Raw genomic sequence first — 25,723 nt, forward strand, 5'->3', positions numbered from 1 at the left:
GCTGGCTTAACGATTGACCAGCCGTGCCGGCACACGTAACACCAGCAAGGCACCGACGAAGGCGAAACTCGCGAGGAAGTACATGCCCCAGTCGGTCGACCCGGTGGTGTCCTTGATCCAGCCGATCGCGTACGGGCTGACGAACGCGGCCAGACCGGCGAAGGCGTTGATACCCGCGATGCCTGCGGCGGCACTGCGCCCTTCGAGGAAGGCGGTCGGCAGGCTCCAGAAGAGCGGCGAGCAGACCATGCAGCCAGCCGCGGCAACCGAGAGCATTGCAACGGCGACAGGCGGGTTATGGCCGAACAGCGTCGACAGGATAAGCCCGACACCGCCCACGACAAACGGAATCACCATGTGCCAGCGGCGCTCGCGCGTCTTATCGGAATGACGGCACACCAGCACCATCGATACGACCGCACAAGCGTTGGGCACGGCGGTCAGCAAGCCGATCTCCAGCAGCGACTTCACTCCGGTCGACTTGATCACCGAGGGAATCCAGAACGCGAGACCCGAGAGGCTCGACACCGTGCAATAGCAAATCAGCGCCATATGCAGCACGCGCCGGTCCTGCAACAGCTTCCACAGCGAGACGTGCTCGACCTTCTCACGTGTTTCTGCGGCAACATTTTGGGCCAGACGCGCCTTCTCGGCATCGTTGAGCCAACGGGCGTCGACAATACGGTCGTCCAGGTAGGCAAGCACCGCAATACCCAGCACCAGCGACGGCACGGCTTCTATGATGAACATCCACTGCCAGCCGGCGATGCCATGCCCCATGTGGAACGTTTGCATAATCCAGCCCGAGAGCGGACCGCCGAGAATGCCGGCGAACGGCACGGCCGTCATGAAGATGGCGATGATCTGGCCGCGCCGCGCTGACGGGAACCAGTAGGTCAGATACAGGATGATGCCCGGATAAAATCCCGCTTCGGCCGCGCCGAGCAGGAAGCGCAGCACGTAAAACTGGGTTGGCGTCTGCGTGAAGGCCATGGCGGCGGAGATCAGGCCCCACAGGACCATGATTCGCGCCAGCGTTTTTTTGGCGCCGATGCGATGCATCAATACATTGCTGGGCACTTCGAACAGGAAGTAGCCAATGAAGAAGATGCCTGCGCCAAGGCCATACACCGTCTCGGAGAAGCCCAGATCATCAAGCATCTGTAGCTTCGCGAAGCCGACGTTCACGCGATCGAGGAACGCGGCAACGTAGCAGAGCATCAGGAATGGGACAAGCCGCCATGCCACACGGCGGTATAAGGCGTTGTCGGCGGCGTCGCTCAGGACGCGAGGGTCGGCATGCATAGGTTGCCCGGGCGAGCTGCCCGCAAGGGATGCAGAGGACGGTGCGTTTTTCATCTTAGGCTCCAGCGCGAAAAATATCGTGACGAACTGTTGGCCAGGCGTGATGCGCACGAAGGCTTCGGCATAAGCTTCGGGCAACACGTTCCCCTGCGGGCCTCGCGGCCTGCATGCCTGTTACGGGGTTGGGAAAAGCTGGAGGCGTCGCGTTGCCTGCCGCGTGCCTCCTGTCAGACGCCTGCGCGTCTCACACCTTGCATGCCGGCGGCGTCAAGCCTCCGGCGCCACCGCACCGCGGCGCTCGACGATCATGCGATACGCTTCCGGACGGCGGTGCTTTGCAAAATTGAAGGTCGTGCTCTTGTACGAGTTGCACAGGTCGAGGTCGCAGCGTGCGATGGCAAGCTCGTCGCCCTTGGTCGAGCACGCGGCCACCACTTCGCCCGACGGGGCGATGATGCAGCTTCCACCGATCATCTCGCAGCCCTCTTCCTCGCCGGCCTTCGCGACACCAACGACCCACGTACCATTCTGGTACGCCCCCGCCTGCATCACCAACTGGTTGTGGAACATCGACAGGTCGTCGTGCTCCGGTGCCGGCGGGTTGTGCACGGGCGTGTTATAGCCGAGCAGAATCATCTCGACCCCCTGCAGGCCCATGACGCGGTAGGTCTCCGACCAGCGACGGTCGTTGCACAGCGCCATGCCCATCACGCCGCCAAAGGCACGCCATACGCCGAACGAGTCGCCCGGCTCGAAGTAATACTTCTCCAGATGCTGGAACGCACGCCACGGCTCGTGCTCGGCATGGCCTGGCAGATGCACCTTGCGGTACTTGCCGATGATATTGCCGTCGGTGTTGACCAAGATCGACGTGTTAAAGCGATGCGCCCGGCCGGCGTCGTCGAGCGCGATCTCGGCATAGCCAAGGTAGAAGCCGATGCCCAGACGTTTGGCCGTGTCGAACAGCGCCTGCGTCTGCGGGCCAGGCATCTCGCGCTCGTAGAAGGCATCGATCTCGACGGGGTCTTCCATGTACCAGCGCGGGAAGAACGTCGTAAGCGCTAGTTCGGGGAAGACGACAAGCTGGCAGCCCATCGCGTGCGCGTTGTGCAAGTGAGCGAGCAGACGCTCCATCACGTCGGCTCGGGAATCGGCGCGCTGGATCGGTCCGAGCTGCGCGGCGGCGACGTTGACGATACGGGACATTGCGTTATCTCCTTGATAAATCTCGAATCCCAGTGCGCCCGGTATTCCGGGCACCTCCTCAGGGGGTACTGCCAGGCAATTACCTGAACTAAGCCGCAAGCTCGGCCATCATGGCGAGCAACAGGTTGGCCCCGGCGCCGATGTCGGCGTCGTGGGTGAATTCGGCCACATTGTGCGAGAGCCCCTTCACGCTCGGCACGAAAATCATGCCTGCCGGACAAACGCGGGCGAGCATCTGTGCGTCGTGCCCGGCGCCGCTCGGCATGCGACGCACCGAATGTCCCCGCTCTCGAGCCAGCGACTCGACACGCGAGACGATGCGCTCGTCGAACTGCACCGGCGCAAAGTCCGCCAGCGAGCGATGAGTGATGCGCACGCCCTCCGCTTCGGCCACCGCATCGGCCTTCGCAAATACGCGACGCACGGCTTCGGCGAGCGTATCGGCATCGGTGTTTCGCAGGTCGACGGTAAAGATCGCGCGGTTCGGTATCACGTTGATGAGGTTCGGCGAGAGCGTGACATGACCGACAGTCGCCAACTGCGCGCCACCCAGCTCACGCGCCACGTCACGAGCAAAGCACGCAATCACATGGGCAGCGTGGCCGGCGTCGTGACGCATGCGCATTGGCGTGGTGCCCGCGTGGTTCGACACACCCTCGACCGTAAATTCGGTCCAGTGAATGCCTTGCACGCCTGTCACCGCACCAATCGTGATGCCCTCATGCTCCAGCACCGGGCCCTGTTCGACGTGCAACTCGACAAACGCGTGCACATCGGGTTTGCCAACCGGTTGCCAGCCCGCGTAGCCGATGCGCGCGAGGTTCTCGCCCACCGTCGTCCCATCGATCCCCACCGTGTCGAGCGCTTCGTCCAACGGCATGCCCCCCACATAGACCAGGCTGCCCATCATGTCGGGCGAGAACCGCGCGCCTTCCTCGTTCGTGAAGAAGCCCACCGCGAGAGGGCGACGCGTGACGATGCCCGCGTCGTTGAGTGCGGCGATGACCTCCAGCCCTGCGAGCACCCCCAGGTTGCCGTCGTAACGCCCGCCGGTACGCACCGTGTCGATGTGCGACCCGGTCATCACGGCCGGACCGGCGTCGCGACCGGCGCGCACGCCGACGACGTTGCCGATGGCGTCCACACTCACCGTCAGCCCGAGTTCGCGCATCCAGCCGGTGACGAGCTTGCGTCCCTCGCCGTCTTCGTCAGTGAGTGCCAGGCGGCAGCAACCGCCACCGTCGATCGCACCGACTTCCGCCAGCGCGGCGATGCGGGCAAGCAGACGCGGCAGATTGATGCGCAAGTCCGACGTCGCGGTGGCTGGCGAACCGGCAGCAAATAGCGTGTTCATGGTGAGTTCCGGTACTCAGGCGGCCTGCTTGACGGCGGCGGCTGTCACAGCGTCGGCGGGTTTGCCGACGATCTTCTCGAACAGGACCGCGTCGGTTGCGCCTTCGCTGCCGAAGACCAGCACGCGGCTCGAAGCGTCGAGACCGATTTCGGCCCGAGCCTGCGCGTAGGCTGCCGCGCCGAGGCACCCCGCAAGCCCCGCCACGGCGGACTCGCCCGCCACCATCGGGGCGTCGCCGAAGCGGCCATCCGCGAGAATGCGCATCGTCTCCAATGCCGATTCGTCATCGATTGTCAGGAAAGCCTGCACGCCCGGACGCAGGATTTCCCAGGCGAGCAACGACACTTCGCCGCACGCCAGCCCGGCCATCACCGTGTCGAGATCGCCGTGGACGGCCACCGGCTTGCCGGCGCGAGCGCTCTCGTACAGACAAGCCGCCTTGTCCGGCTCGACGACGATAAAGCGCGGACGCGGTTCGCCGCGAACTTCAAGCGTTTCCCAGAAATGCGCCAATACGGCCGCGGCCAGCCCCCCCACGCCGCCCTGCAAGAAAACGTGCGTCGGCAGTTGTCCCGCATCGTCGCGGAACTGACGCAGCGCTTCGTCCGCCATCACGGCGTAGCCCTGCATCACGTCCTTGGGCACATCCATGTAGCCGGGATACGACGTATCCGACACCACGAAACGCCCCAGACGAGCGGCGTCTTCCGCCGCCTGACGCACTGCGTCGTCATAGTTGCCGGCGGTGCGCACGACCTCGGCGCCATAGTGCGCGATGGCGTCGACGCGGCCCTGACTCACCGTCGCGTGAACATAGATGACGCATTGGCAGCCGAAACGCTGTGCGCCCCAGGCCACCGAACGGCCATGATTGCCGTCAGTCGCGCACGTCACGCACAGCGTGCGGGTCAGGTCGGCAAAGCGGCCCGAGAGCAGGTCTGCTACGGTGACGCCCTTCTCTGCCGTACGCGTCTCGATTTCACGGATCAACAGGCGGCTCACCGCGTATGCGCCCCCCAGAGCCTTGAAACTTCCCAGGCCGAAGCGGCCAGCTTCATCCTTATAGCGGATCTGCGCGAGGCCAGCGGCGCGGGCCACCCCGTCGAGCGCCACGAGCGGCGTCTCGGCGTAGCCGGGCCAGCGCGTGATTTCACGCATCGCCGTGGCAAACGCGTCGCCGCCCAGGATCGCACGGCGCGCTTCGCCATAAGCGGCACCGGGCTCGACGGCCGGGTTCACGAAGCGCTGCAGTCGCAGATTGGGAAGGGGGTGGGTCATACAAGCTCCTCGGTTCTCTGGATGGATGTGTCGGTATGGGATTACCGGCTAGCGGCGCAAGTCGCCGTAGTCGTCATGCAGACGTTCGATGCGGGCAAGACGCTCGCGCGCCGTGTCCCCCAGGGCGATGCCCAGACGTGTGCAAAGGTGGTTGATCAGGCTGATGGCAGCGGCATACGAATCGAACATGCCCGTCGTGCGATTTACACAGCGCAGCACGATGTCGCTGCGCGCCGGCAGTTCGGTCGCCGTCGGATCGGTCAGGATCACGACGCGCGCGCCCACTCGGTTAGCGTGCTCGACCATGGGGCGCAGCAGCGTCACGCGGCGACGAAAGTCCATCACGACGAGCATGTCGTCGGCGCACATGTCAGCCAGGTCTTCCGCCAGATTCAGGCCCGCGCCGGGCACGAGCAGCACGCCATCGCGCACCTGAGTGAGCAATGCCCACATGTATTGGGCAAGCACCCGGCCATTGCGAAAACCCGCGATGAAGACGCGCCGGGCACCCGCGCCGATTTCCACGGCGCGCTCCAGGTCGGCCGCGTCGATGCGCTCGAAGGTGTGCGCCAGGTTCTGCAGATCAGTCGCCAAATGCGCGCCGAGCGCGCCTTCCGGGGCGTCAGCCGTTGCCTCGGGCGCCGTGATGCCCGCCAGGGCGAAGAGTGGCGAGCCATGGTCCGCGTCGTCGCGCATGCGGGTGCGCAGGTCGTTGAAGGTCTCGTAGCCAAGGCGTTTGAAGAAACGTGCGGCCGATGCCTTCGATACCTTGGCCATCTCCGCCAGCTCGCTGGCGGAATACGACGCCAACTGCGGCAAGTGCGCCAGCGTCACGTCAGCCAGGCGCTTCTCGCTGGGCGTGAAATCATCTTGTAGTTGCAGAATCCGGTCTTGAAGCGTGCCGTTCATGGTGTTTTCCAATCGCGCCGTCCGTTGCCGGCGGGCGCAAAGTTGCAGGTTCCAGCATGCTGCCACTGACCGCGTCTTTTGCATCGCTCGTTTCAGCAGCCATCATTTTTGGAACTTATTTTTCAGTAAACTATGTAAACGAAAATAAAGTGTCAAAGAGAAAAAAATAGTGTTTTCGACGGCGACCGTCCAAGGCGGGTTGGAATCAGGTCGGAAGTGAGAATGGGCGATCACGGGGAGGACCGTCCGAAAACGAAAATGCCCGCCGGCTGGCGGGCATTGGGACAGTTTCAGGGCTACCGATCATCGGCGCCCGCCTGGCATCTCTTCAACGTAGAGAATTGCTTCTGTCGCTTTCAGCTAATTCACCATCGCTCGTTCCGCGCTCGCTCGCAGCCATTTCCTTTGACCTCACGACTTCGGCGAAGCGCGCTTGCCGGCGGTACGTAACCTCAATCGCGCAGACGTGCGTGCGCAACGCTGCTTCCGCTTGACAACGACGTCTGGATACGACTGAGCGGTGCAACCGGATAACCCGTTTGCACCGCCCGAACCTTCCACCAACGGCAATACTGACGATTTACTTTGCCGTCGGCATCGCAAACTCTGCCCCCTTCTCCGTGCTTTCCGGCCAGCGCTGCATGATCGACTTCTGCTTGGTGTAGAAACGCACGCCTTCTTCACCATAGGCGTGCATATCACCGAACAAGCTGCGCTTCCAGCCACCGAAGCCGTGCCATGCCATCGGCACCGGAATCGGCACATTGATGCCGACCATACCCACTTCGATGCGGCGACCGAATTCACGCGCAACGTGACCGTCTCGCGTGTAGCACGCCACGCCATTACCGAACTCGTGCGCATTGATCAGGTCGACCGCTTCGGTGAAGTCCTTCACGCGCACGCAAGCGAGCACCGGGCCAAAGATCTCTTCCTTGTAGATCCGCATTTCCGGCGTGACATGGTCGAACAACGTGCCGCCGGTAAAGAAACCCGCTTCATGCCCCGGCACCTTCAGGCCGCGTCCGTCGACCACCAGCTTGGCGCCCTCTTCCACGCCCAGCGCAATGTAGCTCTCGATACGCTCGAGCGATTGCTTGGTGACGATCGGCCCCATCTCGGCGTCCGGCTCCATGCCATTCTTGATGACCAGTGTACGGGCGCGCTCTGCCAGTCGATCCATGATCTTGTCGGCAACGTCGCCAACGAGCACCGCCACCGAAATGGCCATGCAGCGCTCGCCCGCCGAACCGTAGCCCGCACCGACCAGCGCATCGATCGCCTGATCGAGATCGGCGTCGGGCATCACGACCATATGGTTCTTCGCACCGCCCAGCGCCTGCACGCGCTTGCCATGCTTGGCGCCGGTCTCGTAGATGTAATTCGCAATCGGGGTCGAACCGACGAAGCTGATCGCCTTGACATCCGCATGCGTGAGCAGCGCATCGACCACGACCTTGTCGCCCTGTACAACATTGAAAATGCCGTCCGGCAAGCCCGCTTCCTTGAGCAGGTCGGCCATGAACAGCGATGACGACGGATCGCGCTCGCTCGGTTTCAGGATGAAAGCGTTCCCTGCGGCAATGGCCACCGGGAACATCCAGCACGGCACCATGCACGGGAAGTTGAACGGCGTGATGCCGGCAACCACGCCGAGGGCCTGACGCGTCGTCCAGTTGTCGATGCCCGTCGACACCTGTTCGGTGTAATCCCCCTTGAGCAGTTGCGGAATGCCACAGGCGAACTCGATCACGTCGATACCGCGGGACACTTCGCCCTGCGCGTCCGAAAACACCTTGCCGTGTTCGGCGGTGATGATCGCGGCGAGTTCGTCGCGATGCTTGTTCATCAACTCGAGGAACTTCAGCATGACGCGCGCGCGGCGAATGGCAGGCGTGTTGCTCCATGCCGGGAATGCAGCCTTCGCACTTGCCACGGCCGCATCGACGTCGGACACGCCACCCAGCACCAATTGACGCGCGCTCGCGCCAGTCGCCGGATTGAAGATCGGCTGAGTCCGCTCGCCGTTCCCCTTCACGCGTTGGCCCTGGATGTAGTGAACCACGTCGGCGGTATCGTTGAACGCTTGCATTTCGACTCCTCGTGAATTGATGAACGATGCCAGCAGTGTATGAACCGGCGGGACTAACGCATAGGCGCTATCATTGAATTAATTGTTTATACAGGCGAACAATCGACTCATGGATCCGGAAAAAATTGAAGGCCTCTGGACGCATCTCCACTGGCTCACCGTGCTTGCCGAACAGGGCAGCTTCACGGCGGCCGCGGCTCGCCTGGGCGTGAGCAAGGCGGCGATGAGCCAGCGCATTGCCGAGTTGGAGCGTGCTGCGGGCGTGTCGCTTGTGCAGCGCACTACGCGCAGTGTTCGTTTTACGGAGGCGGGACAACAGCTCGTCGACGACACACGCGGCCAGTACGAACACATCGCGACCAGCTTTTCGAATGTGCGGGATCAGGCCGGCGTGGCGAGAGGGTTGATTCGCGTCACGGTGCCGGTGGCGTTCGGGCGGCAGCAAGTCATCCCGAGACTGTCCCGATTCCTGCGCGAGCACCCGGAAGTTCGCGTGCAACTCGACTTGTCCGACAGACTGAGTTCGATTGCCACCGAAGGCTTCGACCTCGCCATCCGGCATAGCACGAACGCCCCCGAGACCCATGTGGCATGGAAGCTATGCGATACGCGCTCGCTTATCGTCGCCACACGCGCCTATTTGAAGCGGCGCGGTACACCTGCATCGCCCTGGGACCTGACGGCGCACGATTGCCTCTCCTATCCGCGTGCGCAATCCGCCAGCACCTGGTCGTTTGAACAGAACGCGAGCCGAAAGTCGACCGCAGGACCGGTAACGATAGGTATCAACGGCCCGGTGGCGGCAAACAACAGCGAAGCACTGCGCGATGCCGCACTGGACGATCTGGGCGTCGCACTGCTGCCCGACTTCACGGCGCAGGCCGCTGTTCGCGCCGGCAAGCTGATCGTGTTATTGCCCGAATGGCGTCCTGTCGGCGCATTCGCCGAGCGAATCTACGTGGTGCGCCCGTATGCGTCCCAAGTGCCACGGGCCGTCAAGCTGTTCGTCGACTACCTTCGCAGCGCGTTTACCGATGGATTTCCCTGTTAGGCGGTCGCGCCTCAGCAATGCCAGGGCAAGCGAGACCGGGAGGTTTGTCGAAACCTTCGGTGGCATACTGACGCCGGATGCCGGCATCTATCCCCCTATCAAGTCAAGCCCGATTTGCGGATCAGTCCGGCGACCTCATCCCGTTATCCGAGCCCCGGCAACGCGCTGAATGGCCCGGCCTCGTCGCCGGCCTGCCGGCCTATCGGATGGTGGCAGAGTATTTGATGACTCGCCCGAAGTTGTCTCGCAACGCATTGGCACACCCCCATGACACTCACGCCGCACGATCTCGAGCAAATCAGTACCCTGACTTTGCAGCACTACAATGCGAATGCCGACGACTTCCGGGAAGGCACGCGCGATCACGACGTCACGCAGAACATTGCAGCGTTGTTGCGTCATATCGACGTAGTGCCGCCTTTCACGATTCTCGACTTCGGTTGTGGTCCGGGCAGAGATCTCAAGACATTCACCGCACTGGGCCATTGCGCCGTCGGCCTCGATGGCGCCGAGCGCTTCGTCAGCATGGCACGCGACGAGACCGGATGCGAAGTATGGCAGCAGGACTTTCTTCACCTCGAACTGCCGGACGCGCGCTTTGATGGCATTTTCGCCAACGCCGTCCTGTTTCATGTCCCGAGTCAGGATCTGCCGCGCGTGCTGGGGCAATTGCATAAGACGCTAAAGCCCGGCGGCGTGCTATTCAGTTCCAACCCGCGCGGCACGAATCAGGAAGGCTGGCATCACGGCCGCTACGGCACCTTTCACGATCTCGACGCGTGGCGTCGATATATGGCGAACGCTGGCTTCGTCGAACTCGAACACTATTACCGTCCCGATGGCCTGCCACGGGAGCAGCAGCCCTGGCTCGCGAGCGTGTGGCGCAGGCCGGTTGTCTGACACGCTGGCGGGATTTGCCGCCATGTCCACCCCCACCCCGAACAAGCGACCGGTCGAACCAACACCGGGGACATTGGAGATTTGAATGGCTACTCTCGACAGGCTGCATCCGCTACGTCCCTTGCTGAAGAATTGGGTTTGGGAGCATGGTCGAATCGGCACTCGCTATCTGGACTGCGTCGACGGCGAAATCAAATTCGACGAAGGCAAGAAGTCGCACTTTGCGGCCGAAGCGTATTTTTACGTGCCGCTCGATGAGAACGCCACCGACGACGTCTCGGTGGATGGCCCCGCGATTCAGGAGGCCGGGCTTGCCCGCTTTCTGCGGGCCGCGCAGTTGGGCAAGCCGGAAGAAGCAGGCTCGGTCGCGGAAGTTCAGCGCGCGGTGACCGATTGCGTGGACCTTGGGCTGTTCAGCGCGTATCAGAGGGCCGCGCGCGAGGCCCATGCACGCTATTCGGAAGAGCCGATGTTCGAGGACGAAATCCGCGCAGCGGTTATCGACGATATCCGGCGCGTCTATGTGGGCATGCGGGCGCAACTGGCGCTGTACGACTTCAGTGTGCTTTACGGCTTGCCCACACCATTGCTCATTGGCGATGCGCCCTTCATCGACTGGCGCGCACTCCCTAGCCCGGCCCTTCCCCTCGTGTCGCTTCCGCTCGGCCCGCACTGTCTGCTCGTGGGCGCACCCTCGGGCAGAAAAAGCCGAATCGGTCCGGTGGTCTGGAAAGCGGCGGCCGCCATGGGTCCGCTCAAGGATCACAACCGCCACATCGCGGAGCAGGCGCGCTTGTGGCTCGTAGCCACCACCGATGACCAACTCGTCGCCGTGCAAAGCCGCTTTGCTGTGGCACAGAACGCCAAACCGGCAGATGCGAAGCCCTGACGGGCGTGGTGGACATCCGTTCTGCGGTGGCGAAGCAGCGCCCGCCATCGCGCATGGCGGAGTTACTCAGCGAAAGCCCCGGCATTCGGCCGGAGGACGTACTCGTGAGCCTTGTCGAGGCCGAGAAAGCGAATTGGTCTCTCGGCAATGGCATTGCACAGTACGCTTGAGCAGGCGCTATCGAGACCAGGCTAACCCGGTCGGCGTGCCGTCGTCTCCTCCGCTGAGCGGGCTTGGAAACGACGCCCATTCCGACCGTCCTCATCGGCCATGCGGCGTGGCCTAAGCACGATGCAGTTGCCAGCCGCTCCAGCGCTCGCTCTGCCCGATATCGAACGTCTCACCGAACTCGGGCGCGGGCATCGGCACACCGAAGAGGTAGCCTTGTCCTTCGTCGCACCCGAGCTGGCGAAGATTATCGCGCTGCTGCGCGGTCTCAACGCCCTCGGCAATCGTTCGCAAGTCGAAGCTGCGCGTCATGTCCACGAGCGCGCGCACGACAGACGCGTCGCGTGCCGACTCCATCATTCCCTGCACAAACGAACGGTCGATCTTGATGCGGCTCAGCGGATAACGCCTGAGCGAGCTGATCGAGGCGTAGCCGGTGCCAAAATCGTCGAACGCGATCCCGACACCGTAATCGCGCAACCGTTGCAGGGCGTCGAGAACAACGTCGTCATCGAGTACGATGCTTTCGGTCACTTCAAGCTCGAGCGCCTCGGGCGGTAAGCCGTGACGGTCAAGCACTGCGATCACCTCGTTGACGATGTTGCCGAAACGGAACTGCAAGCCGAACAGGTTGACGCCGATGCGAAACGCCGGTGCGCCGTTGCGACGCCAGAACGCCGCTTGGCCGCAGGACTCATCAAGCACCCAGGCGCCCACGGTCGCCGCCAGTGGTCCGCGTTCAAGCGCGGGCAGAAATGCCGCCGGAGACAACAGTCCGCGTTGCGGATGCCGCCAGCGAATCAACGCCTCGGCCCCCGTGAGCGAGCCATCCGCAAAATCCACCTGCGGCTGGTAAAACATCACGAACTCGCCGTCGCTGACGGCGCGATGCAGTTCGATGTTGTACACACGGCGCGTCACCGCCTCCATGCGCAACGCATCGACGAATACGAACGCCTGCCCTGGCCCGTGATGCTTGGCCCGCGACAGTGCGAGATCGGCGTCGCTGATGAGGCTCAGCGCCTCCTGGGCATGCTGCGGTGTGACCGCGATGCCCGCGCATGCGCTCACGCGCACGTCAAAGCCGTCGATGACCATCGGCTCCGCAATGGCTGTGGTTGCGGCGTCGGCAAGGCGGCGAGCGTCCCCCGTATTCGTCACGCCTGGCAGCAGCAATGCAAATTCGTCGGCGCCGATGCGGGCGACGGTATCGCCGGGCCGGGCGAGCGCCCCAAGGCGCCGGGCGACTTCGCAAAGAATGCCATCGCCGACGATATGCCCAAGTGTGTCGTTGACATCCTTGAAGCCGTCGAGATCGAGAATGACGACGGCACCGCCCGTCGAATTGACCGAAGTGAATTCAGCATTCCGATAGAAGTGTGCGCGATTCGCGACACCCGTGAGCGGGTCGGTATTCGCAAGCCGTTTCAGCGCGTCCTTTTCGCTGTTTAGCGCGCTCAGATCGTGCGCATGCGCGTTGAACGTCAATGCACCGTTTTCGCGCCAGCAAAACAGCGAGAGGCTCAGCAGAAATTCCGTACCGTCTTTGCGTTGGCCATGCACCTCGGATGGCATGCTCACGCCGTCGACCGAGCCGATCGACACGGCTTGCGCGATCTGATCGCGTAGCGCAGACCGGCCGCGCTCGGGGACGAGCGTCTCCATCTCCCTTCCCGGCCCCTCTGCGATGTCGTACCCGTAGAGCATGGCGGCCGCGAGATTCCAGTCGAGAATCTTGCCGAACTCGTCGAAGCGAATCATCGCGGTCGGCGAACACCGCTCAGGTTCTGCGAACGTTCGCCGGTCGCGTTCGACGAACAGCTCGACGCGGCGCAACTCCAGGCGATCCGATGCCATTCTCGCCAGTTCGAGCAGGCGTTCGCGGTCAACGTCGGAGAAGTTGTGGTTTGGCTTGTTGTCGATGACACACAGCGCGCCCAACGCATGCCCTCCCACGGACAGGAGCGGCACGCCGGCATAGAAGCGCACTTGGGTGTCGCCCGTGACGAGCGGATTATCATGGAAGCGCTCATCGCTAGACGCGTCAGGTACCACCATCACGCGGTCCTGCAAAATCGCGTGGGCGCAGAACGACGCGTCCCGGCTCATATCGACTTCACCGCTGGAGAAGCCGGTGGCGGCGGCGAAGAATACGTGATCGTTCCCGACCATGTTGACCGCTGCAACCGGCACGTCGAACATGTGCGCCGCGATTCGTACCACGGTATCGAGACTCGGCAGCGGCCGGTCACTGCCCAGCCCGTATTCGGCCAACGCTGCCAGTCGTTCGGTTTCCAAAGGCAATGCAGGGGGACACTTCATCAGTGGTCTCCTCGCCTGAAAGCGGCTTGATGGACAATCTTCGAGAAGCGAATATCTTGTAATTCGATGCAGGAACGTGGTGACTTGTCACTATCGGCGTGCCATCGAAAAATCGCCCCGCCTGATTCTCCATGCACGATGCATACACGGCCGACACCAACACCCCCGTCCGGTCCGGATCCCACGTGTCCGATTTTGCGGATTATAAGCGGAAGACGGTGTTTTTTGCTTTCCGACGATTCGTCATACGAACCAAATTGACAGGCAAGTCAATTCAACAAGGAATTCAACGCATTCCCCATTGATTCATACCAATGTTTGAAACATCTTTTTAGCGGGATGGTTCAAGACAATCCAGGGAGACAGGGGCATCAGCCTGGAATACGACATGCCTCAGAGGGGCGGCCGGCCCAGCCTCGCTTCTCCCGGCGTCATGCCGAATCGTTGGCGGAAGACCTTTCCGAAGGCCGCCTGATCGGTGAAGCCGCACTCATAAGCGATGGTTCCGATGTGGGCATCCGGCCCCGCACGCTCGAGGCGCAGCCTGCTCTGCTGCAGACGAATCTCACGCAGTGCCGCCTTGACGCTCAGCGGCTCGCCCTCGAACAACCGGTAAAGCTGCGCCCGCGAACAATGCAGCGCGGCGGCAATGATTTCCGGCGTCAGATCGTGACGATGCGCGTTCTCGCGCATGAAGCGATAGGCCGCCTGCCGCTTGCCGCTGCGCCAGCGCGCCTCGTCGGACGCCGCACGGGCGTCGCCCAGATGCGAGCCAATCAGGAAAAGCGCCATGTCGACCGTCACGCGCATGGCATGGTCGAGCTCGTCGCGCCCCAGCGCCGCCCCTTGCGCGGCCAGCAAGCGAAGCTGTGCGCATAGAAACGGCGACAGTTGCGATGCCGACAGCGACGTGGCAACGCGCCCGAGATCGGCGGGATCGTTGCCCAGCGCCTGCCGCACGAGCGGACGCGGCAAACGCAGATAGCAGGTCGACGAGTCTGTCCAGTGCGACGACATCGGTTGTCCACAATCGAACATGAACAACTCGCCCTCGCCCAGCACGGCGCGCTCACCGTTCGATTGCTCCACGCGGTACTCACCGCGCTCCAGCAGACAGATGGCAACGTGTTCGTCGCTGAGCATCCCTCGTATACGACCGGGCGAGAGCCACGTGTCGACGGGGGAACTCGCGCAATGCACGAATTGCGCTGACTCCCCCCTGTAAGACGCCACCCGGCCATAGAACGGCGCATCGGGCGCGTCTGGCAACGGACGCGCTTCGACCGCGCGATAAGCGCTGGAAATCCAGTAGTCGAGCCGGTTCGGCGCGGTCTCGTCCGATGTGGAAAACGTGTGGAAATGCCCGGCGGACGGTGCGCCGGAGAGTGAGATATCCCCGTGAAGGCGTGTCTTTTGCATGGTCGTGACCCAGACCCCGGATTCTGAGTGCTGCTTCGGACCCCGTACCGCTGGGGACGCCGCCTGCACTGGCTGACGCCAGCCGGCAGGCAATCTGCTGTTCTTTTGTACTTCTGACGGGCCGGCCATTGCGTCGGGCAACGAATCGACCAAAATTTGAGACCGAATGACTAAACTGCTTCGGCGATTTTGCCAGAAACTCGGAGTTTCATTTCGCAACACCCGAAATTTCGACCCGCTGAGGCATCTTCGTATGACGACATTCCAACCGACCCGGCGCCATGCGCTGAAACTTGCCGCCACATCGCTGGCCGCCCCCTCACTGCTCGCCGCCGCGCCGCAGGTGCTGGCCGCAGGCGTGGCCGATGTCGACGCCGCTGTGCGTCGCTTCGGTGCCCTGGCCCCCCAGACGTCCAATTGCCTCATCGAAGCCGGCGGCGCCAACGGCCGGGGATGGCGCGCAGCGTACGCGCCGGATAGCCAGTTATTCGTTGGCAGCGCCGTGAAAACCTTCATCCTCGCGCAATTTCTGCGCGACGCCGAAACCGCACGGACGGGACTCACCCCCCTGAGCCCCTGCACCGTGGACGACAGCGTGCGCTCGCCCGGCAGCCCTGTGCTCGTGGGACTGACCGGCACCACCCCCTATCGCACCGCGCTCGAGTCGATGATTTCTCACAGCGATAACACCGGAACGGACATCGCGCTTGCCGCTGTCGGCCCGGATCGCGTGCGCGCCCTGATCGCCGAAGCCGGACTGCACGCGACGCGCATCCCAGACTCCACCCGCAAGCTGTTTTCCTATCTTGCCGGCGCGCAATCTGGCGTCGATCTCGGTTGGGCAGGCATGGTCAAACTCGGCAACAACGAAGACCTCGGACTCAAGCCGCGCACCGATGTCATCAACGACAAGCAGGCAATGCTGAGCACTGCGGCCGAAATGGTCCGCTGGTACCAGCAATCGCTGGCAGGACGCTTCTTCAGCAAACCGGCCTCGCTGACCGAATACAAGCGCATTCAGGCAAGCGCCGACGCCCTCTGGATGGCGGTCCCCGACGGCCTTCTGTCTTTCGGCAAAGGTGGCAGCCTCGATTGGGAGTCATTCCACTGCCTGTGTTTCGCGGGCCAGATGCTGGTGCGATCCACGCCGGTAACCTTCTGCTTCACGCTGAACTGGACCGGCGGCAAGTTGAGCACCGAACGCACGGGCGAGTTCATCGACGCGGCATCCGCCGCGCTCAAGGCAGCCGCCGGTGCCGTGCCGGCCTAAGAAACCGCAGGTATCAGCGTTTTAGGTGGTGAGGTGGTGAGGTGGCGAGGTGGCGAGGTGGCGAGGCGGCGCCCCTTCACCGCCGTCGCGCCATCTGCTCTGCCCGACAGATCGCGAATCTGTATCTGTCGTCGCCTCGCTGCCGCTCCTAGAATGGGACGCTCCCTCCAACGTCCAAGACTCAACATGCTCAACATTCTCGGCAGACCGGCATCCATCAACGTGCGCAAGGTGTTGTGGCTCGGCCACGAACTCGGCGAACCTTTCGTTAATGAACCTTGGGGAGACGGCGACGCGTCACGCAAGCTCGATGCCCCGGCGTTCGCAGCACTCAACCCGAACCGGATGGTGCCGGTGATCGACGACGACGGCTTCGTCATGTGGGAATCCAACAGCATTCTTCGCTACCTCGCCGCGTCGCGCGAACGCACGGATCTGTACCCCGCACTGCCGCGCGAGCGCGCACGCGTCGACCAGTGGATCGACTGGCAGTCCTCGGATCTGAATCCCGCGTGGCGCTATCCGTTCATGTCGCTCGTTCGCCAAGCCTCGGGCTACGACGATCCCCGCATGCTCGCCACAAGTGTCGAGCGCTGGAGCGAACTCATGCGTGTGCTCGACCGCCAATTGCAGTCGACGCAGGCGTTCGTGTGCGGCGACACCTTCACGCTCGCCGACATCCCCATCGGCCTGTCGGCGCATCGCTGGTTCAGCACGCCCATCGCACACCCTCCGCTCGAAGGGGTCTCGGCCTACTACGAACGTCTGTCGGCAATCGAGGGCTTCCGTCGCTACGGACGCAACGGATCCCCCTGAACCTCGCGCAACACCTCGGCCAACGCGATAATGCCCGCCTCGATATGCTCGAGCCGTATCGAGGAAAACCCCAGCCGGAACATGTTGCGCGGCGGCGCATCTCCCATGAAGAACACGTCGCCCGGCTCGATCAGAATACCGCGCGACTTCGCTCGCGCCGCCAGCACATTGGCGTTCAGCGTCTCCGGCCCCCGCACCCAGCAAGACGCTCCGCCCTTCACCTGCACGAACGACGCTTCCGGCATATGGGTGGCGAGCGCAGCGCTCAGCACTTCCGCACGTTTGGCGTAGGTGTCCGCCAGGCGGCGCAGCAACGCATCGTGATGGCCCAGCGCAAGGAACATCGAGAACGAGCGCTGAATGAAAGCCGACGGATGGCGAATCATCAGACGCCGCAACGCGCGCAACTCGGCCACCAACGCCGCCGGCGCGACGATGTATCCCAGCCGCAACCCAGGCGCAAACGATTTGGACAAACTCCCGATATAGATCACCCGGTCGCTGCGATCCAGACTCTTCAGCGCCGGAATCGGGATATCCGAATAGCTGTTCTCGCTTTCGTAATCGTCCTCGATAAGCACAAAGTCATCGGCCTCCGCGCGACGCAGCAACGCCTCGCGATGCGCGAGCGGCATCGTGGTCGTCGTCGGACACTGGTGCGACGGTGTGACATACACGTAGTCGCACTGCGACAACCGATCGTCGACCGGCAAACCGTGTTCATCGACGGGCAGGCCGACCAGCTTCGGGGTTCGTATCGCGAAGATGTTGCGCGCATCCGGATACCCCGGGTCTTCGACGCCCACCGTCGTGTGCGCCCCGACGAGCAAGTCCGCCAGCAGGTAGAGCGCCTGCTGTGCGCCATTGGTGAGCACGATCTCGTCGGCGTCGGCCCACACCCCGCGCCGCGGCAGCACACGCGTGCGAATCTGCTGGATAAGCGTCTCGTCGTCGCGAGCGATCATGTCCGGCGCCCAGTCACGAATCTCCATGACGGTGAGCGCCTTCTGGCAGCACTCTCGCCAGTCTGCGGTCGGGAACATCGTCGGATCGAACTGTCCGTAGATGAACGGGTACTGGTACTGCTGCCAGTCGATAGGCTTCACGATGTTGCGCTGCCCCGATGGACGCACCACGTAGCGGCCTTCCCAATCCGGGGTTGACGGGTTCAGCGGCGCGATGGTGCCAGCCGGCGGCTCCGGTACGGTGCGCGCAGGCACGTTCTGCGACCCCACACGCGGCGCGAGGATATCGCCGTTGACGAAGTATCCGCGCCGCTCGCGTGCAATCAGATACCCCTCGTCGACCAGTTGCTGATAGGCCAGCACCACTGTGTTGCGCGCCACGCCGAGACCCTCGGCCAGCTCGCGAGAGGAAGGCACTGCGGCGCCCCGCATGAGCCGCTCGTCCAGAATCGCCGACACCAGCATCTGGCGAATCTGGCTCTGCAAACTCATGCCGGCGCGCGCCGACATCAGAAACAACTGGTTCCACATTGCCGCAGAAATCCGGCTCGACATCGCGCCCTCTCTTCATGTCACTTCCAGAACGTCAATTATTACTCATGAGACGGTGACGTTAATTCCGAATTCGGGTTTATCCGCAGTCACGCGAAATCCGGTCGAATGCCAGCATCCATGCGGCTTGCGACTCGATTCCGCGTGATCTGGACCAGTTGGCATCATCAAATGCGGCCAACTGGCTCTAACGAACAAAAAAGCGGGGGGCAATGATGCAGTCACTTGACGCCGATTCGTAACACCAGTTGCGTCAACCCGAGTGTTCTACCGAAAACTTTCCGCTTAGAGGTGAACCATGAATGGACTTCCGAACCGGCTGCGACGGGTGTTCGCAGCTACCGCGCTGGCCGCCGCCGCGCTCCCCGCCGCCCTGACGCTCGGATTGACGCTGCCCGCCACGGCACAGGCGCAGGAAAAAGAGGTGACGATTGCGTACCAGCAAATCGTCGATCCGTGGCTGGTTGCGATTGCCGGTGGCGAGTTCGAAAAGGCCACGGGTTACAAGATCCATTGGCGCCAGTTCGAGTCCGGCGCCAAGGTGGCGACGGCCCTCGCCTCGGGCGACATCAAGATTGGCGTGCTTGGCTCCAGCCCCATGGCGGCGGCCGTCTCGCAAGGGCTGGATCTGCAACTGTTCTGGATTCTCGACGACATCAACCAGGCCGAAGCGATGGTCGTGCGCAACGCATCGAACATCAAGACGCCGGCCGACCTGAAGGGCAAGAAGATCGGCGTGCCGTTCGTCTCCACCACGCACTACCACACGATGTTTGCGTTGCAGCAGTGGGGCATCAAGCCGACCGAGGTGACGGTGCTCAACATGCAGCCGAACCAGATCGTGGCGGCCTGGGAGCGCGGCGACATCGACGCGGCCTACGTGTGGGACCCGGCGCTCGCGCAGATCAAGCAGAGCGGTCACGTGCTGATCACCTCCGGCGAGTTGTCGAAGCAGGGCAAGCCGACGTTTGACGGCATCGCCGTCGATCGCAAATGGGGCGAAGAAAACGCCGATTTCATGGCGAAGTTCGTCAAGGTGATTGCCGACGCCGATGCCGCGTATCGCCAGAATCAGGCCGCGTGGGCCGCCGGCTCGCCGCAGGTCAAGGCCATCGTGAAGATGATCGGCGGCAAGCCGGAAGACGTGCCCGGCGCGCTCTCGCTCTACGCCTATCCGTCGGCGCAGCAGCAGGCGTCCGGCGAATGGCTTGGCGGCGGCAAGGACAGCCGCGCGGCCAAGGCGCTCAAGGACACGGCCGAGTTCCTCAAGAGCCAGCAGAAGATCAACGCCGTCAAGGCGGATTACACGCCGTATGTCACGTCGCGCTACGTCGACGCCGCACTCAAACTGAAGTAAGCCGCGCCGGGGCGCTTACGCCGGGTGTCACCGGCGCGAGCGCCCCTCCCCATCGCGGGATCGACAGGAGAAGGGCTTCATGGAACAACTCATCGTCAACGACGTCAGCGTCGTGTATCCCGGCCGGCGTCCCGGCGAGCAGGTGCAGGCGCTCGCTCACGTCGATCTGACCATCGCGCCCGGCGATTTCGTGGTGGCGCTCGGCGCCTCGGGTTGCGGCAAGACCACGCTGCTCAGTCTGATGGCCGGCTTCATCGCGCCGACGTCCGGCGAATTGCTGCTGGGCGACGCCCCCATCGAAGGGCCCGGCGCCGACCGCGGCGTGGTGTTTCAGAAGCATGCGCTGCTGCCCTGGCTCAACGTGATGGAGAACACCGAATTCGGGTTGAAGCTGCAAGGCATTCCCAAGACGGAACGGCGCGCCCGCGCAGCACGGAATCTCGCACTCGTCGGCCTGCAGGACTTCCACAACCACATGATTTACCAACTGTCCGGTGGCATGCAGCAACGCGTCGGTATCGCGCGCGCGCTCACCTGCAATCCGTCGATGCTGCTCATGGACGAGCCGATGGCCGCGCTCGACGCACTGACACGAGAGACTATTCAGGAACTGCTGCTCGACGTGTGGCGCGAGACCGGCAAGATGATTTTCTTCATCACGCACAGCGTGGAAGAAGCGCTGTTTCTGGCAAGCCGCCTGATCGTGATGTCGCCGCGTCCGGGCCGCATCACGCACACCTACGACCTCGACTTCAATCAGCGCTATCTCGAATGCCGCGATGCGCGCGCCATCAAGTCGAGCCCCGATTTCATCGCTATGCGAGAGACCGTGCTCAGCATCATCTATGGCGACGAACGCGCAGGCCAGACGGCGACGTCCGGCGCCAGCGCGGTCGCCGCCTGATCGACGCAGGAGACGTTGCCATCATGATGACCAAACCCGTCACCACTCCCCACGCGCCGTCGTCCGGTGCGGCCCCCGGCAGCGGCGTGCAACGCCCGGCCGCTTCGTCCCGCCCGCCGCGTCAGCGCGGCTGGTTCGCCCGCATGTTCGCGCCACGTCCGGTCAAGGCCGGGGAATCGTTCGGCGCGCCGGGCCAGGGCCCCAGTCTCGCGATCAGCATCGTGACCGTGGCCGCCCTGTTGCTGCTGTGGGTGGCCATTACCTCTTCGGGAATGATCAAGCCGCTGTTCCTGCCGGGACCGCGCGCCATCGTCGAGAAGTTCATGCAGGTCATGACCGAGGGCTTCGCAGGCTCGACGCTGTGGCAGCACACGCTTGCGAGCCTGTATCGCGTGTTCGGCGCCTTCGCGCTGGCTTGCGTGACGGCCATCCCGGTGGGCATTCTGATGGGCGTGTCGCGCGTGGCGCGCGGCGTGTTCGACCCGCCCATCGAGTTCTACCGCCCGTTGCCCCCGCTGGCGTATCTGCCGCTCGTCATCATCTGGTTCGGTATCGGCGAGTTCTCGAAAGTCTTCCTGATTTATCTGGCCATCTTTGCACCGCTCGCCATCGCGGCGCGTGCAGGTGTGCGCTCGGTCTCGATGGAGCAGATTCACGCGGCGTATTCGATGGGCGCCTCACCGCGCCAGATCGTCATGCACGTGATCGTGAAGTCGGCGCTGCCAGAGATCTTCACCGGCATGCGCATCGGCATCGGTGTGGGCTGGACAACGCTGGTCGCTGCCGAAATGGTGGCGGCATCGAGCGGGCTCGGTTTCATGGTGCTCAACGCGGCGGAATTCCTCGCGTCGGACATCGTGATCATGGGGATCATCGTGATCGGCTTCTTCGCCTTCGGTTTCGATCTGATCATGCGCTATCTCGAGCGCGTGCTCGTGCCCTGGAAAGGCAAGGTCTGACAAGGCCGTCAAGCAGGTCCGTTGGTCATCAAAAAAAGACGCAGGGCGGCTCCCCCCGCCGCACCTGCCGTCAAACAAGGCATTCAGGAGGTTGTGTGGCAGTCGAGACATTGCAGAGCGGGCGTCTTGCCCGCGAGCGGCATTCAGTCGCTGTTGTCGTTTCCCCCCGGTTCTTCCCATCCCCCCGTTCTCCTCGCGTCTGCGGATGCTCAATCAGCGCCGCGCACACCGCGCGCCATCTCGCGGGAGGTCGCCATGGCCAATCGTGACAACGGCACGCATCTGCAGTCGAGCCTCAAGCAACGGCACATGAGCATGATCGCGCTGGGTGGCGTGATCGGCGCCGGGCTCTTCGTCGGCAGCGGGGTGGTCGTGCATGCGGCCGGCCCGGCGGCGATTCTGTCGTTCCTCATTACCGGGGCGCTCGTGGTGCTCGTCATGCGTATGCTCGGCGAGATGGCGTGTGCACTGCCTGCGGTCGGTTCGTTCTACGAGTACGCCCGGCTGGCGTGGAACGACAAACCGGTCGGCGGCGAGTTGGCCGGCTTCCTGACGGGCTGGATGTACTGGTACTTCTGGGTGATCGTGGTCGCGGTGGAAGCCGTGGCGGGCGCCAATCTGATTCAGTTCTGGCTGCCGGACATTCCCGCATGGGCCATCAGTCTCTCGTTGCTTGTCGTGCTCACGCTGACCAATCTGGTGTCCGTGGCGTCGTACGGCGAGTTCGAGTTCTGGTTTGCGTCGATCAAGGTCGCGGCCATCGTCGTGTTCCTGTTTCTCGGCGCGCTCTTCGTGTTCGGCATGTGGCCGGGCGCGGTGGCGAGTACCGGCAATCTGCTCTCGCACGGCGGCTTCATGCCCAACGGCATTGGCCCGGTGATGGCGGGCGCGGTCGCGGCCACCGGCTTCTATTTCGGTGCGGAGATCGTGACGATTGCCGCTGCCGAAGCCGCCGAGCCTCAGCAAGCCGTGGCGCGAGCGACCAACTCGGTCATCGGGCGGGTGCTGTTCTTCTACATCGGCTCGATCCTGCTGGTGGTGATGCTCGTGCCCTGGAACTCGGCAGGCATGGCTACGCCGTATGTGAGCGCGCTCGAAGCGATGCGCATTCCGGCCGCCGCGCACATCATGAATGCGGTCGTGCTGACAGCCGTTCTCTCGGCCCTCAATTCGGGCCTGTACGCCTCGTCACGCATGCTCTTCGCCCTTACGCGCCGCGGCGACGCACCGCGCTCGCTTGCGAAGCTCAACTCGCGAGGCGTGCCGGTTCGTGCGATTCTCGTCGGCACGTTGTTTGGCTATGTCGCCGTGGTGATGTCCTATGTTTCGCCCGACACGGTATTTGCCTTCCTCGTGAACTCTTACGGCACCGTAGCGATCTTCGTGTACGTGCTGATCGCCTTCTCGCAACTGAAGTTGCGCAAACGGCTGGAGCGCGAGGCACCGGGCAAGCTCAAGGTGCGGATGTGGGGCTATCCGTACCTCACCTGGGTCGCGATTATCGGCATGCTGTCCATCGTCGGCGCAATGGCCTTCATTCCGGATCAGCGCACACCGCTCGCACTGGGTGTCGTTAGCCTCACGGTGCTGCTCGTCGCCTTCACCGTGCGCTCTATCTGGCGCAAGCTGCGATCACCCGACCCGGGCTTCGAAATCTAACGCTGACTTTCCGCACATGGCCGCCGGCAGATACCCTGCCGGCGGCCATTTCCTTTTGCGAACACTCTCCATCCGGGGCCGGGCTCTCATCGAGCGCGGCAATGCCGGCGCAATGGCTTTCGGTCGCGGCCAAACACGCATGAGCCACATGGCCGGATCACGGTCAAAGGCACACCGTCTGGCCCAATATTTGCGGCGAGACGTTCGCCTGGTTTGGCGCCACAGGATAGAAAAATGTGGTGCCAGCGAGGTGCGTCGTACAGCGCGCAAAACGCTGCCACGGTGCCGCTTTGCGCTGGCACCATCACAAAGCGGCGGTGGTACTAATCCCGGGAAAATGTTCTTGGCAGTATTGGCTCATTTCCTTCAGGAGCCTACCGTGGGTACGATTGAATCCTTCGCGCTGGATCGTCGCTCCGAAGCTGCGCCATACGATCCGCTTTACGATCCGCTGGTCTCGACCGATCCCGGTCTGGGCATGGACTACGCACCAACCTATTGGGTCGCCACCGCCGGCGCTCCCCCCGAAGACGATGGCCCGCTGCCTGGCGACGCCGACGTCGACGTGGTCATCGTCGGTGCCGGTTTCACCGGTCTGTCCACCGCACTTTTTCTCGCTCGCGAGCACGGCATTCGCGCCACGGTGCTCGAAGCAAACCGCACGTGCTGGGGCTGCACCAGCCGCAACGGCGGACAGGGCCAGAACGCGAGCGGACGACTCTATCGCTCGCAATGGATCGCGCGCTGGGGCAAGGAAACCGCCCTGCGCCTGGATGCCGAGATTCGTGAAGGCTTCGACACGTTCAAGTCGCTCATTGCCGAAGTGCCCGAATGCGATCCGCAACCGGGGGGCCATCTCTACATCGCGCACCGCGATCGCAAGATGGAATTTCTGCGCAACGAGGCCAAGGTCATGCGTGACGTGTTCGGTTACGACACCTGCATTCTCTCGCGCGCGGAAGTGAGTGAGCAGTACGTCGACGATCGGGAAAGCTGCGGCGCAATGCACGAACCCGACGGTATCGGCGTCCACCCGCTCAAGCTCGCCTTCGGTTATCTGCGCATGGCCCGCGCGCTCGGCGCGCGCGTGCATCCGTCCACACCGGTGCTGAGTGTCGAGACGATCAACGGCGTACACCATGTGCGCACACCGCGTGGGGTCGTGCGCGCCAAGGCGGTTGCGTTTGCCACCGGCGGCTACACGCGCAACGACGTGACCAAGGCCCTGCGCGCGAAAATCATGCCGATTCTGTCGAACTCGCTCGTCACGCGCGTGCTCACGCCCGACGAAATCGCGGCGACGAATTTCCGCACCCACGAGGTCATCACCGATACGCGCACGCTGCGCTATTACTACCGCCTGCTGCCCGATAACCGCCTGCAGATCGGCAGCCGTAGCTCGATCACCGGTGCGGATGCGCAGAATCCGAAACACATGGCGGTCCTCGTCGAAGGCCTGCATCGCAAGTTTCCTGCGCTGCGGGGCATTCGCATCGATTACTCGTGGTGGGGCTGGGTCGACGTAAGCCACGACATGATGCCGCGCGTCACGCAACCCGATCCGCGACAGAGCCTGTTCTACGCCGTGGGCTATGGCGGCAACGGCGTGTCGTTCTCGGCCCACGCCGGACGCCGCCTCGCACAACGCATTGCCGGAGAGCACGACCCGTCGTGGGATCTGCCGATCTATGACTCCGCCCTGCAATACCCGAACGTGTTCGGCACCGTGCAGTGGCAAGGCTTCGCGCCGTTCCGCCGTATCGGCCAGCGCTTTCTCTATCACCGGTATCACGCGCAAGACGAAGCGCGCTGATCCGTGTCTACCCCTGACTTTTTTTTGGAATCTGCCATGACGACTCAGAACGAATCCGCCGACATCCAGTTGCTCAAGACCTTCAGCGACGCCTGGAATCGGCATGACATCGACGCCCTCATGGCCTGCATGACGGACACTTGTGTGTTTCACGCCGTCGCCGGCCCCGATATGTTGGGCCGCACCTTCGAAGGGCGCGACGCCGTGCGCGCCGCGTTTCAGTCCGCATGGGAGAACTTCCCCGACGCGTCATGGACCGAGGGCGAGCACTTCGTCACCGGCAATCGCGGCGTATCGGAATCGACGTTTCGCGGCACGAAGGCTGACGGCAGCCGGGTCGAAGCTCGCATGGTCGATGTCTTCACCCTGCGCGACGGCAAGATCGAAGTGAAAAACGCCTTCCGCAAAGACCGCCCGGCGTTCTGACGTTCCCTCGACAACTTGTGGCTCTCCGGCATCGCCTTGGTTATTTTTATTTTTCAATACAAAACGTACCAAATAATAAAAATACCGATTGACCAAGGCAAACAGATCG

General features: G+C 63.1%; 21 protein-coding genes. 12 read left to right on the top strand and 9 right to left on the bottom strand.

Features of this window, described 5'->3' with window-relative positions:
* Positions 1-6 precede the first annotated feature (6 nt).
* The 6 genes from PBR20603_RS00435 to PBR20603_RS00460 all read right to left on the bottom strand — a co-directional run bounded on the left by PBR20603_RS00435 (position 7) and on the right by PBR20603_RS00460 (position 8,144).
* Positions 7-1,359 carry an MFS transporter gene (locus PBR20603_RS00435; protein WP_150557598.1) on the bottom strand — a complete coding sequence of 451 codons (1,353 nt, stop codon included), beginning with the start codon at positions 1,357-1,359 and terminating at the stop codon, positions 7-9.
* A gap of 213 nt (positions 1,360-1,572) precedes the next feature.
* Entirely contained in the window at positions 1,573-2,511 is a 939-nt protein-coding gene (locus PBR20603_RS00440; protein WP_150557599.1) for an N-carbamoyl-D-amino-acid hydrolase, read from the bottom strand.
* 88 nt (positions 2,512-2,599) lie between these two features.
* Positions 2,600-3,865: a Zn-dependent hydrolase gene (locus PBR20603_RS00445; RefSeq protein ID WP_150557600.1), complete on the bottom strand. Its 1,266-nt coding sequence runs from the start codon at positions 3,863-3,865 to the stop codon at positions 2,600-2,602.
* Positions 3,866-3,880: 15 nt separating this feature from the next.
* Positions 3,881-5,143, bottom strand: coding sequence for a diaminopropionate ammonia-lyase (locus PBR20603_RS00450; RefSeq protein ID WP_150557601.1), 1,263 nt, complete (start codon positions 5,141-5,143; stop codon positions 3,881-3,883).
* Positions 5,144-5,191: 48 nt separating this feature from the next.
* The gene (locus PBR20603_RS00455; RefSeq protein ID WP_150557602.1) at positions 5,192-6,052 is read right to left on the bottom strand and encodes a MurR/RpiR family transcriptional regulator; all 861 of its coding nucleotides are present in this window, start codon (positions 6,050-6,052) and stop codon (positions 5,192-5,194) included.
* 580 nt (positions 6,053-6,632) lie between these two features.
* Positions 6,633-8,144 (bottom strand): CoA-acylating methylmalonate-semialdehyde dehydrogenase, encoded by a 1,512-nt coding sequence (locus tag PBR20603_RS00460; protein WP_150557603.1) that lies wholly within the window; start codon positions 8,142-8,144, stop codon positions 6,633-6,635.
* 109 nt (positions 8,145-8,253) lie between these two features.
* Here PBR20603_RS00460 and PBR20603_RS00465 point away from each other — a divergent pair, with 109 nt between their 5' ends.
* From PBR20603_RS00465 to PBR20603_RS00480, 4 genes are all read left to right on the top strand, one after another.
* The gene (locus tag PBR20603_RS00465; RefSeq protein ID WP_150557604.1) at positions 8,254-9,195 is read left to right on the top strand and encodes a LysR family transcriptional regulator; all 942 of its coding nucleotides are present in this window, start codon (positions 8,254-8,256) and stop codon (positions 9,193-9,195) included.
* Between the two features lie 267 nt (positions 9,196-9,462).
* Positions 9,463-10,095 carry a class I SAM-dependent methyltransferase gene (locus PBR20603_RS00470; RefSeq protein WP_150557605.1) on the top strand — a complete coding sequence of 211 codons (633 nt, stop codon included), beginning with the start codon at positions 9,463-9,465 and terminating at the stop codon, positions 10,093-10,095.
* Between the two features lie 85 nt (positions 10,096-10,180).
* Complete coding sequence (locus tag PBR20603_RS00475; RefSeq protein ID WP_150557606.1) at positions 10,181-10,984, top strand: hypothetical protein; 804 nt, start codon at positions 10,181-10,183, stop codon at positions 10,982-10,984.
* 5 nt (positions 10,985-10,989) lie between these two features.
* Positions 10,990-11,154 (top strand): tautomerase family protein, encoded by a 165-nt coding sequence (locus PBR20603_RS00480; protein WP_425495775.1) that lies wholly within the window; start codon positions 10,990-10,992, stop codon positions 11,152-11,154.
* Positions 11,155-11,266: 112 nt separating this feature from the next.
* On the opposite strand, the gene PBR20603_RS00485 is transcribed toward PBR20603_RS00480, so the two are convergent.
* Together PBR20603_RS00485 and PBR20603_RS24030 are read right to left on the bottom strand one after the other, a co-directional pair.
* A complete protein-coding gene (locus PBR20603_RS00485) occupies positions 11,267-13,474 on the bottom strand; it encodes a putative bifunctional diguanylate cyclase/phosphodiesterase (RefSeq protein ID WP_150557607.1) in 2,208 nt (735 codons plus the stop codon).
* 393 nt (positions 13,475-13,867) lie between these two features.
* Positions 13,868-14,893 carry a helix-turn-helix domain-containing protein gene (locus PBR20603_RS24030; protein WP_174977730.1) on the bottom strand — a complete coding sequence of 342 codons (1,026 nt, stop codon included), beginning with the start codon at positions 14,891-14,893 and terminating at the stop codon, positions 13,868-13,870.
* Positions 14,894-15,146: 253 nt separating this feature from the next.
* Between PBR20603_RS24030 and PBR20603_RS00500 the strand changes: the two genes are divergently transcribed.
* Entirely contained in the window at positions 15,147-16,163 is a 1,017-nt protein-coding gene (locus tag PBR20603_RS00500) for a serine hydrolase (protein ID WP_174977731.1), read from the top strand.
* Between the two features lie 186 nt (positions 16,164-16,349).
* Entirely contained in the window at positions 16,350-16,979 is a 630-nt protein-coding gene (locus PBR20603_RS00505) for a glutathione S-transferase family protein (protein WP_150557610.1), read from the top strand.
* Here PBR20603_RS00505 and pdxR read toward each other — a convergent pair.
* Positions 16,955-18,499 (bottom strand): MocR-like pyridoxine biosynthesis transcription factor PdxR, encoded by a 1,545-nt coding sequence (pdxR, locus tag PBR20603_RS00510; protein ID WP_150557611.1) that lies wholly within the window; start codon positions 18,497-18,499, stop codon positions 16,955-16,957. The genes PBR20603_RS00505 and pdxR overlap by 25 nt on opposite strands.
* A 295-nt stretch (positions 18,500-18,794) precedes the next feature.
* On the opposite strand from pdxR, the gene tauA reads away from it, so the two are divergent.
* The 6 genes from tauA (at position 18,795) to PBR20603_RS00540 (ending at position 25,614) form a co-directional block, all read left to right on the top strand.
* Complete coding sequence (gene tauA, locus PBR20603_RS00515; protein ID WP_150557612.1) at positions 18,795-19,853, top strand: taurine ABC transporter substrate-binding protein; 1,059 nt, start codon at positions 18,795-18,797, stop codon at positions 19,851-19,853.
* Between the two features lie 79 nt (positions 19,854-19,932).
* Positions 19,933-20,757, top strand: coding sequence for a taurine ABC transporter ATP-binding protein (locus PBR20603_RS00520; protein ID WP_150557613.1), 825 nt, complete (start codon positions 19,933-19,935; stop codon positions 20,755-20,757).
* A gap of 143 nt (positions 20,758-20,900) precedes the next feature.
* Complete coding sequence (locus PBR20603_RS00525; RefSeq protein WP_150558260.1) at positions 20,901-21,716, top strand: ABC transporter permease subunit; 816 nt, start codon at positions 20,901-20,903, stop codon at positions 21,714-21,716.
* 255 nt (positions 21,717-21,971) lie between these two features.
* Complete coding sequence (locus PBR20603_RS00530) at positions 21,972-23,375, top strand: amino acid permease (RefSeq protein ID WP_150557614.1); 1,404 nt, start codon at positions 21,972-21,974, stop codon at positions 23,373-23,375.
* 379 nt (positions 23,376-23,754) lie between these two features.
* Positions 23,755-25,188, top strand: coding sequence for an NAD(P)/FAD-dependent oxidoreductase (locus PBR20603_RS00535; protein ID WP_174977732.1), 1,434 nt, complete (start codon positions 23,755-23,757; stop codon positions 25,186-25,188).
* A 36-nt stretch (positions 25,189-25,224) separates the two neighbouring features.
* On the top strand, positions 25,225-25,614 hold the full coding sequence (locus tag PBR20603_RS00540) for a nuclear transport factor 2 family protein (RefSeq protein WP_150557615.1): 390 nt from the start codon (positions 25,225-25,227) through the stop codon (positions 25,612-25,614).
* Positions 25,615-25,723 lie beyond the last annotated feature (109 nt).

This window comes from Pandoraea bronchicola (assembly GCF_902459805.1).
GTDB classification, from domain to species: Bacteria; Pseudomonadota; Gammaproteobacteria; order Burkholderiales; family Burkholderiaceae; genus Pandoraea; species Pandoraea bronchicola.

Bases quoted from the DNA above. Each gene is read 5' to 3' on its own strand.
- PBR20603_RS00435 (WP_150557598.1), bottom strand. From the start codon at position 1,359: ATGAAAAACGCACCGTCCTCTGCATCCCTTGCGGGCAGCTCGCCCGGG.
- PBR20603_RS00440 (WP_150557599.1), bottom strand. From the start codon at position 2,511: ATGTCCCGTATCGTCAACGTCGCCGCCGCGCAGCTCGGACCGATCCAG.
- PBR20603_RS00445 (WP_150557600.1), bottom strand. From the start codon at position 3,865: ATGAACACGCTATTTGCTGCCGGTTCGCCAGCCACCGCGACGTCGGAC.
- PBR20603_RS00450 (WP_150557601.1), bottom strand. From the start codon at position 5,143: ATGACCCACCCCCTTCCCAATCTGCGACTGCAGCGCTTCGTGAACCCG.
- PBR20603_RS00455 (WP_150557602.1), bottom strand. From the start codon at position 6,052: ATGAACGGCACGCTTCAAGACCGGATTCTGCAACTACAAGATGATTTC.
- PBR20603_RS00460 (WP_150557603.1), bottom strand. From the start codon at position 8,144: ATGCAAGCGTTCAACGATACCGCCGACGTGGTTCACTACATCCAGGGC.
- PBR20603_RS00465 (WP_150557604.1), top strand. From the start codon at position 8,254: ATGGATCCGGAAAAAATTGAAGGCCTCTGGACGCATCTCCACTGGCTC.
- PBR20603_RS00470 (WP_150557605.1), top strand. From the start codon at position 9,463: ATGACACTCACGCCGCACGATCTCGAGCAAATCAGTACCCTGACTTTG.
- PBR20603_RS00475 (WP_150557606.1), top strand. From the start codon at position 10,181: ATGGCTACTCTCGACAGGCTGCATCCGCTACGTCCCTTGCTGAAGAAT.
- PBR20603_RS00485 (WP_150557607.1), bottom strand. From the start codon at position 13,474: ATGAAGTGTCCCCCTGCATTGCCTTTGGAAACCGAACGACTGGCAGCG.
- PBR20603_RS24030 (WP_174977730.1), bottom strand. From the start codon at position 14,893: ATGCAAAAGACACGCCTTCACGGGGATATCTCACTCTCCGGCGCACCG.
- PBR20603_RS00500 (WP_174977731.1), top strand. From the start codon at position 15,147: ATGACGACATTCCAACCGACCCGGCGCCATGCGCTGAAACTTGCCGCC.
- PBR20603_RS00505 (WP_150557610.1), top strand. From the start codon at position 16,350: ATGCTCAACATTCTCGGCAGACCGGCATCCATCAACGTGCGCAAGGTG.
- pdxR (WP_150557611.1), bottom strand. From the start codon at position 18,499: ATGTCGAGCCGGATTTCTGCGGCAATGTGGAACCAGTTGTTTCTGATG.
- tauA (WP_150557612.1), top strand. From the start codon at position 18,795: ATGAATGGACTTCCGAACCGGCTGCGACGGGTGTTCGCAGCTACCGCG.
- PBR20603_RS00520 (WP_150557613.1), top strand. From the start codon at position 19,933: ATGGAACAACTCATCGTCAACGACGTCAGCGTCGTGTATCCCGGCCGG.
- PBR20603_RS00525 (WP_150558260.1), top strand. From the start codon at position 20,901: ATGTTCGCGCCACGTCCGGTCAAGGCCGGGGAATCGTTCGGCGCGCCG.
- PBR20603_RS00530 (WP_150557614.1), top strand. From the start codon at position 21,972: ATGGCCAATCGTGACAACGGCACGCATCTGCAGTCGAGCCTCAAGCAA.
- PBR20603_RS00540 (WP_150557615.1), top strand. From the start codon at position 25,225: ATGACGACTCAGAACGAATCCGCCGACATCCAGTTGCTCAAGACCTTC.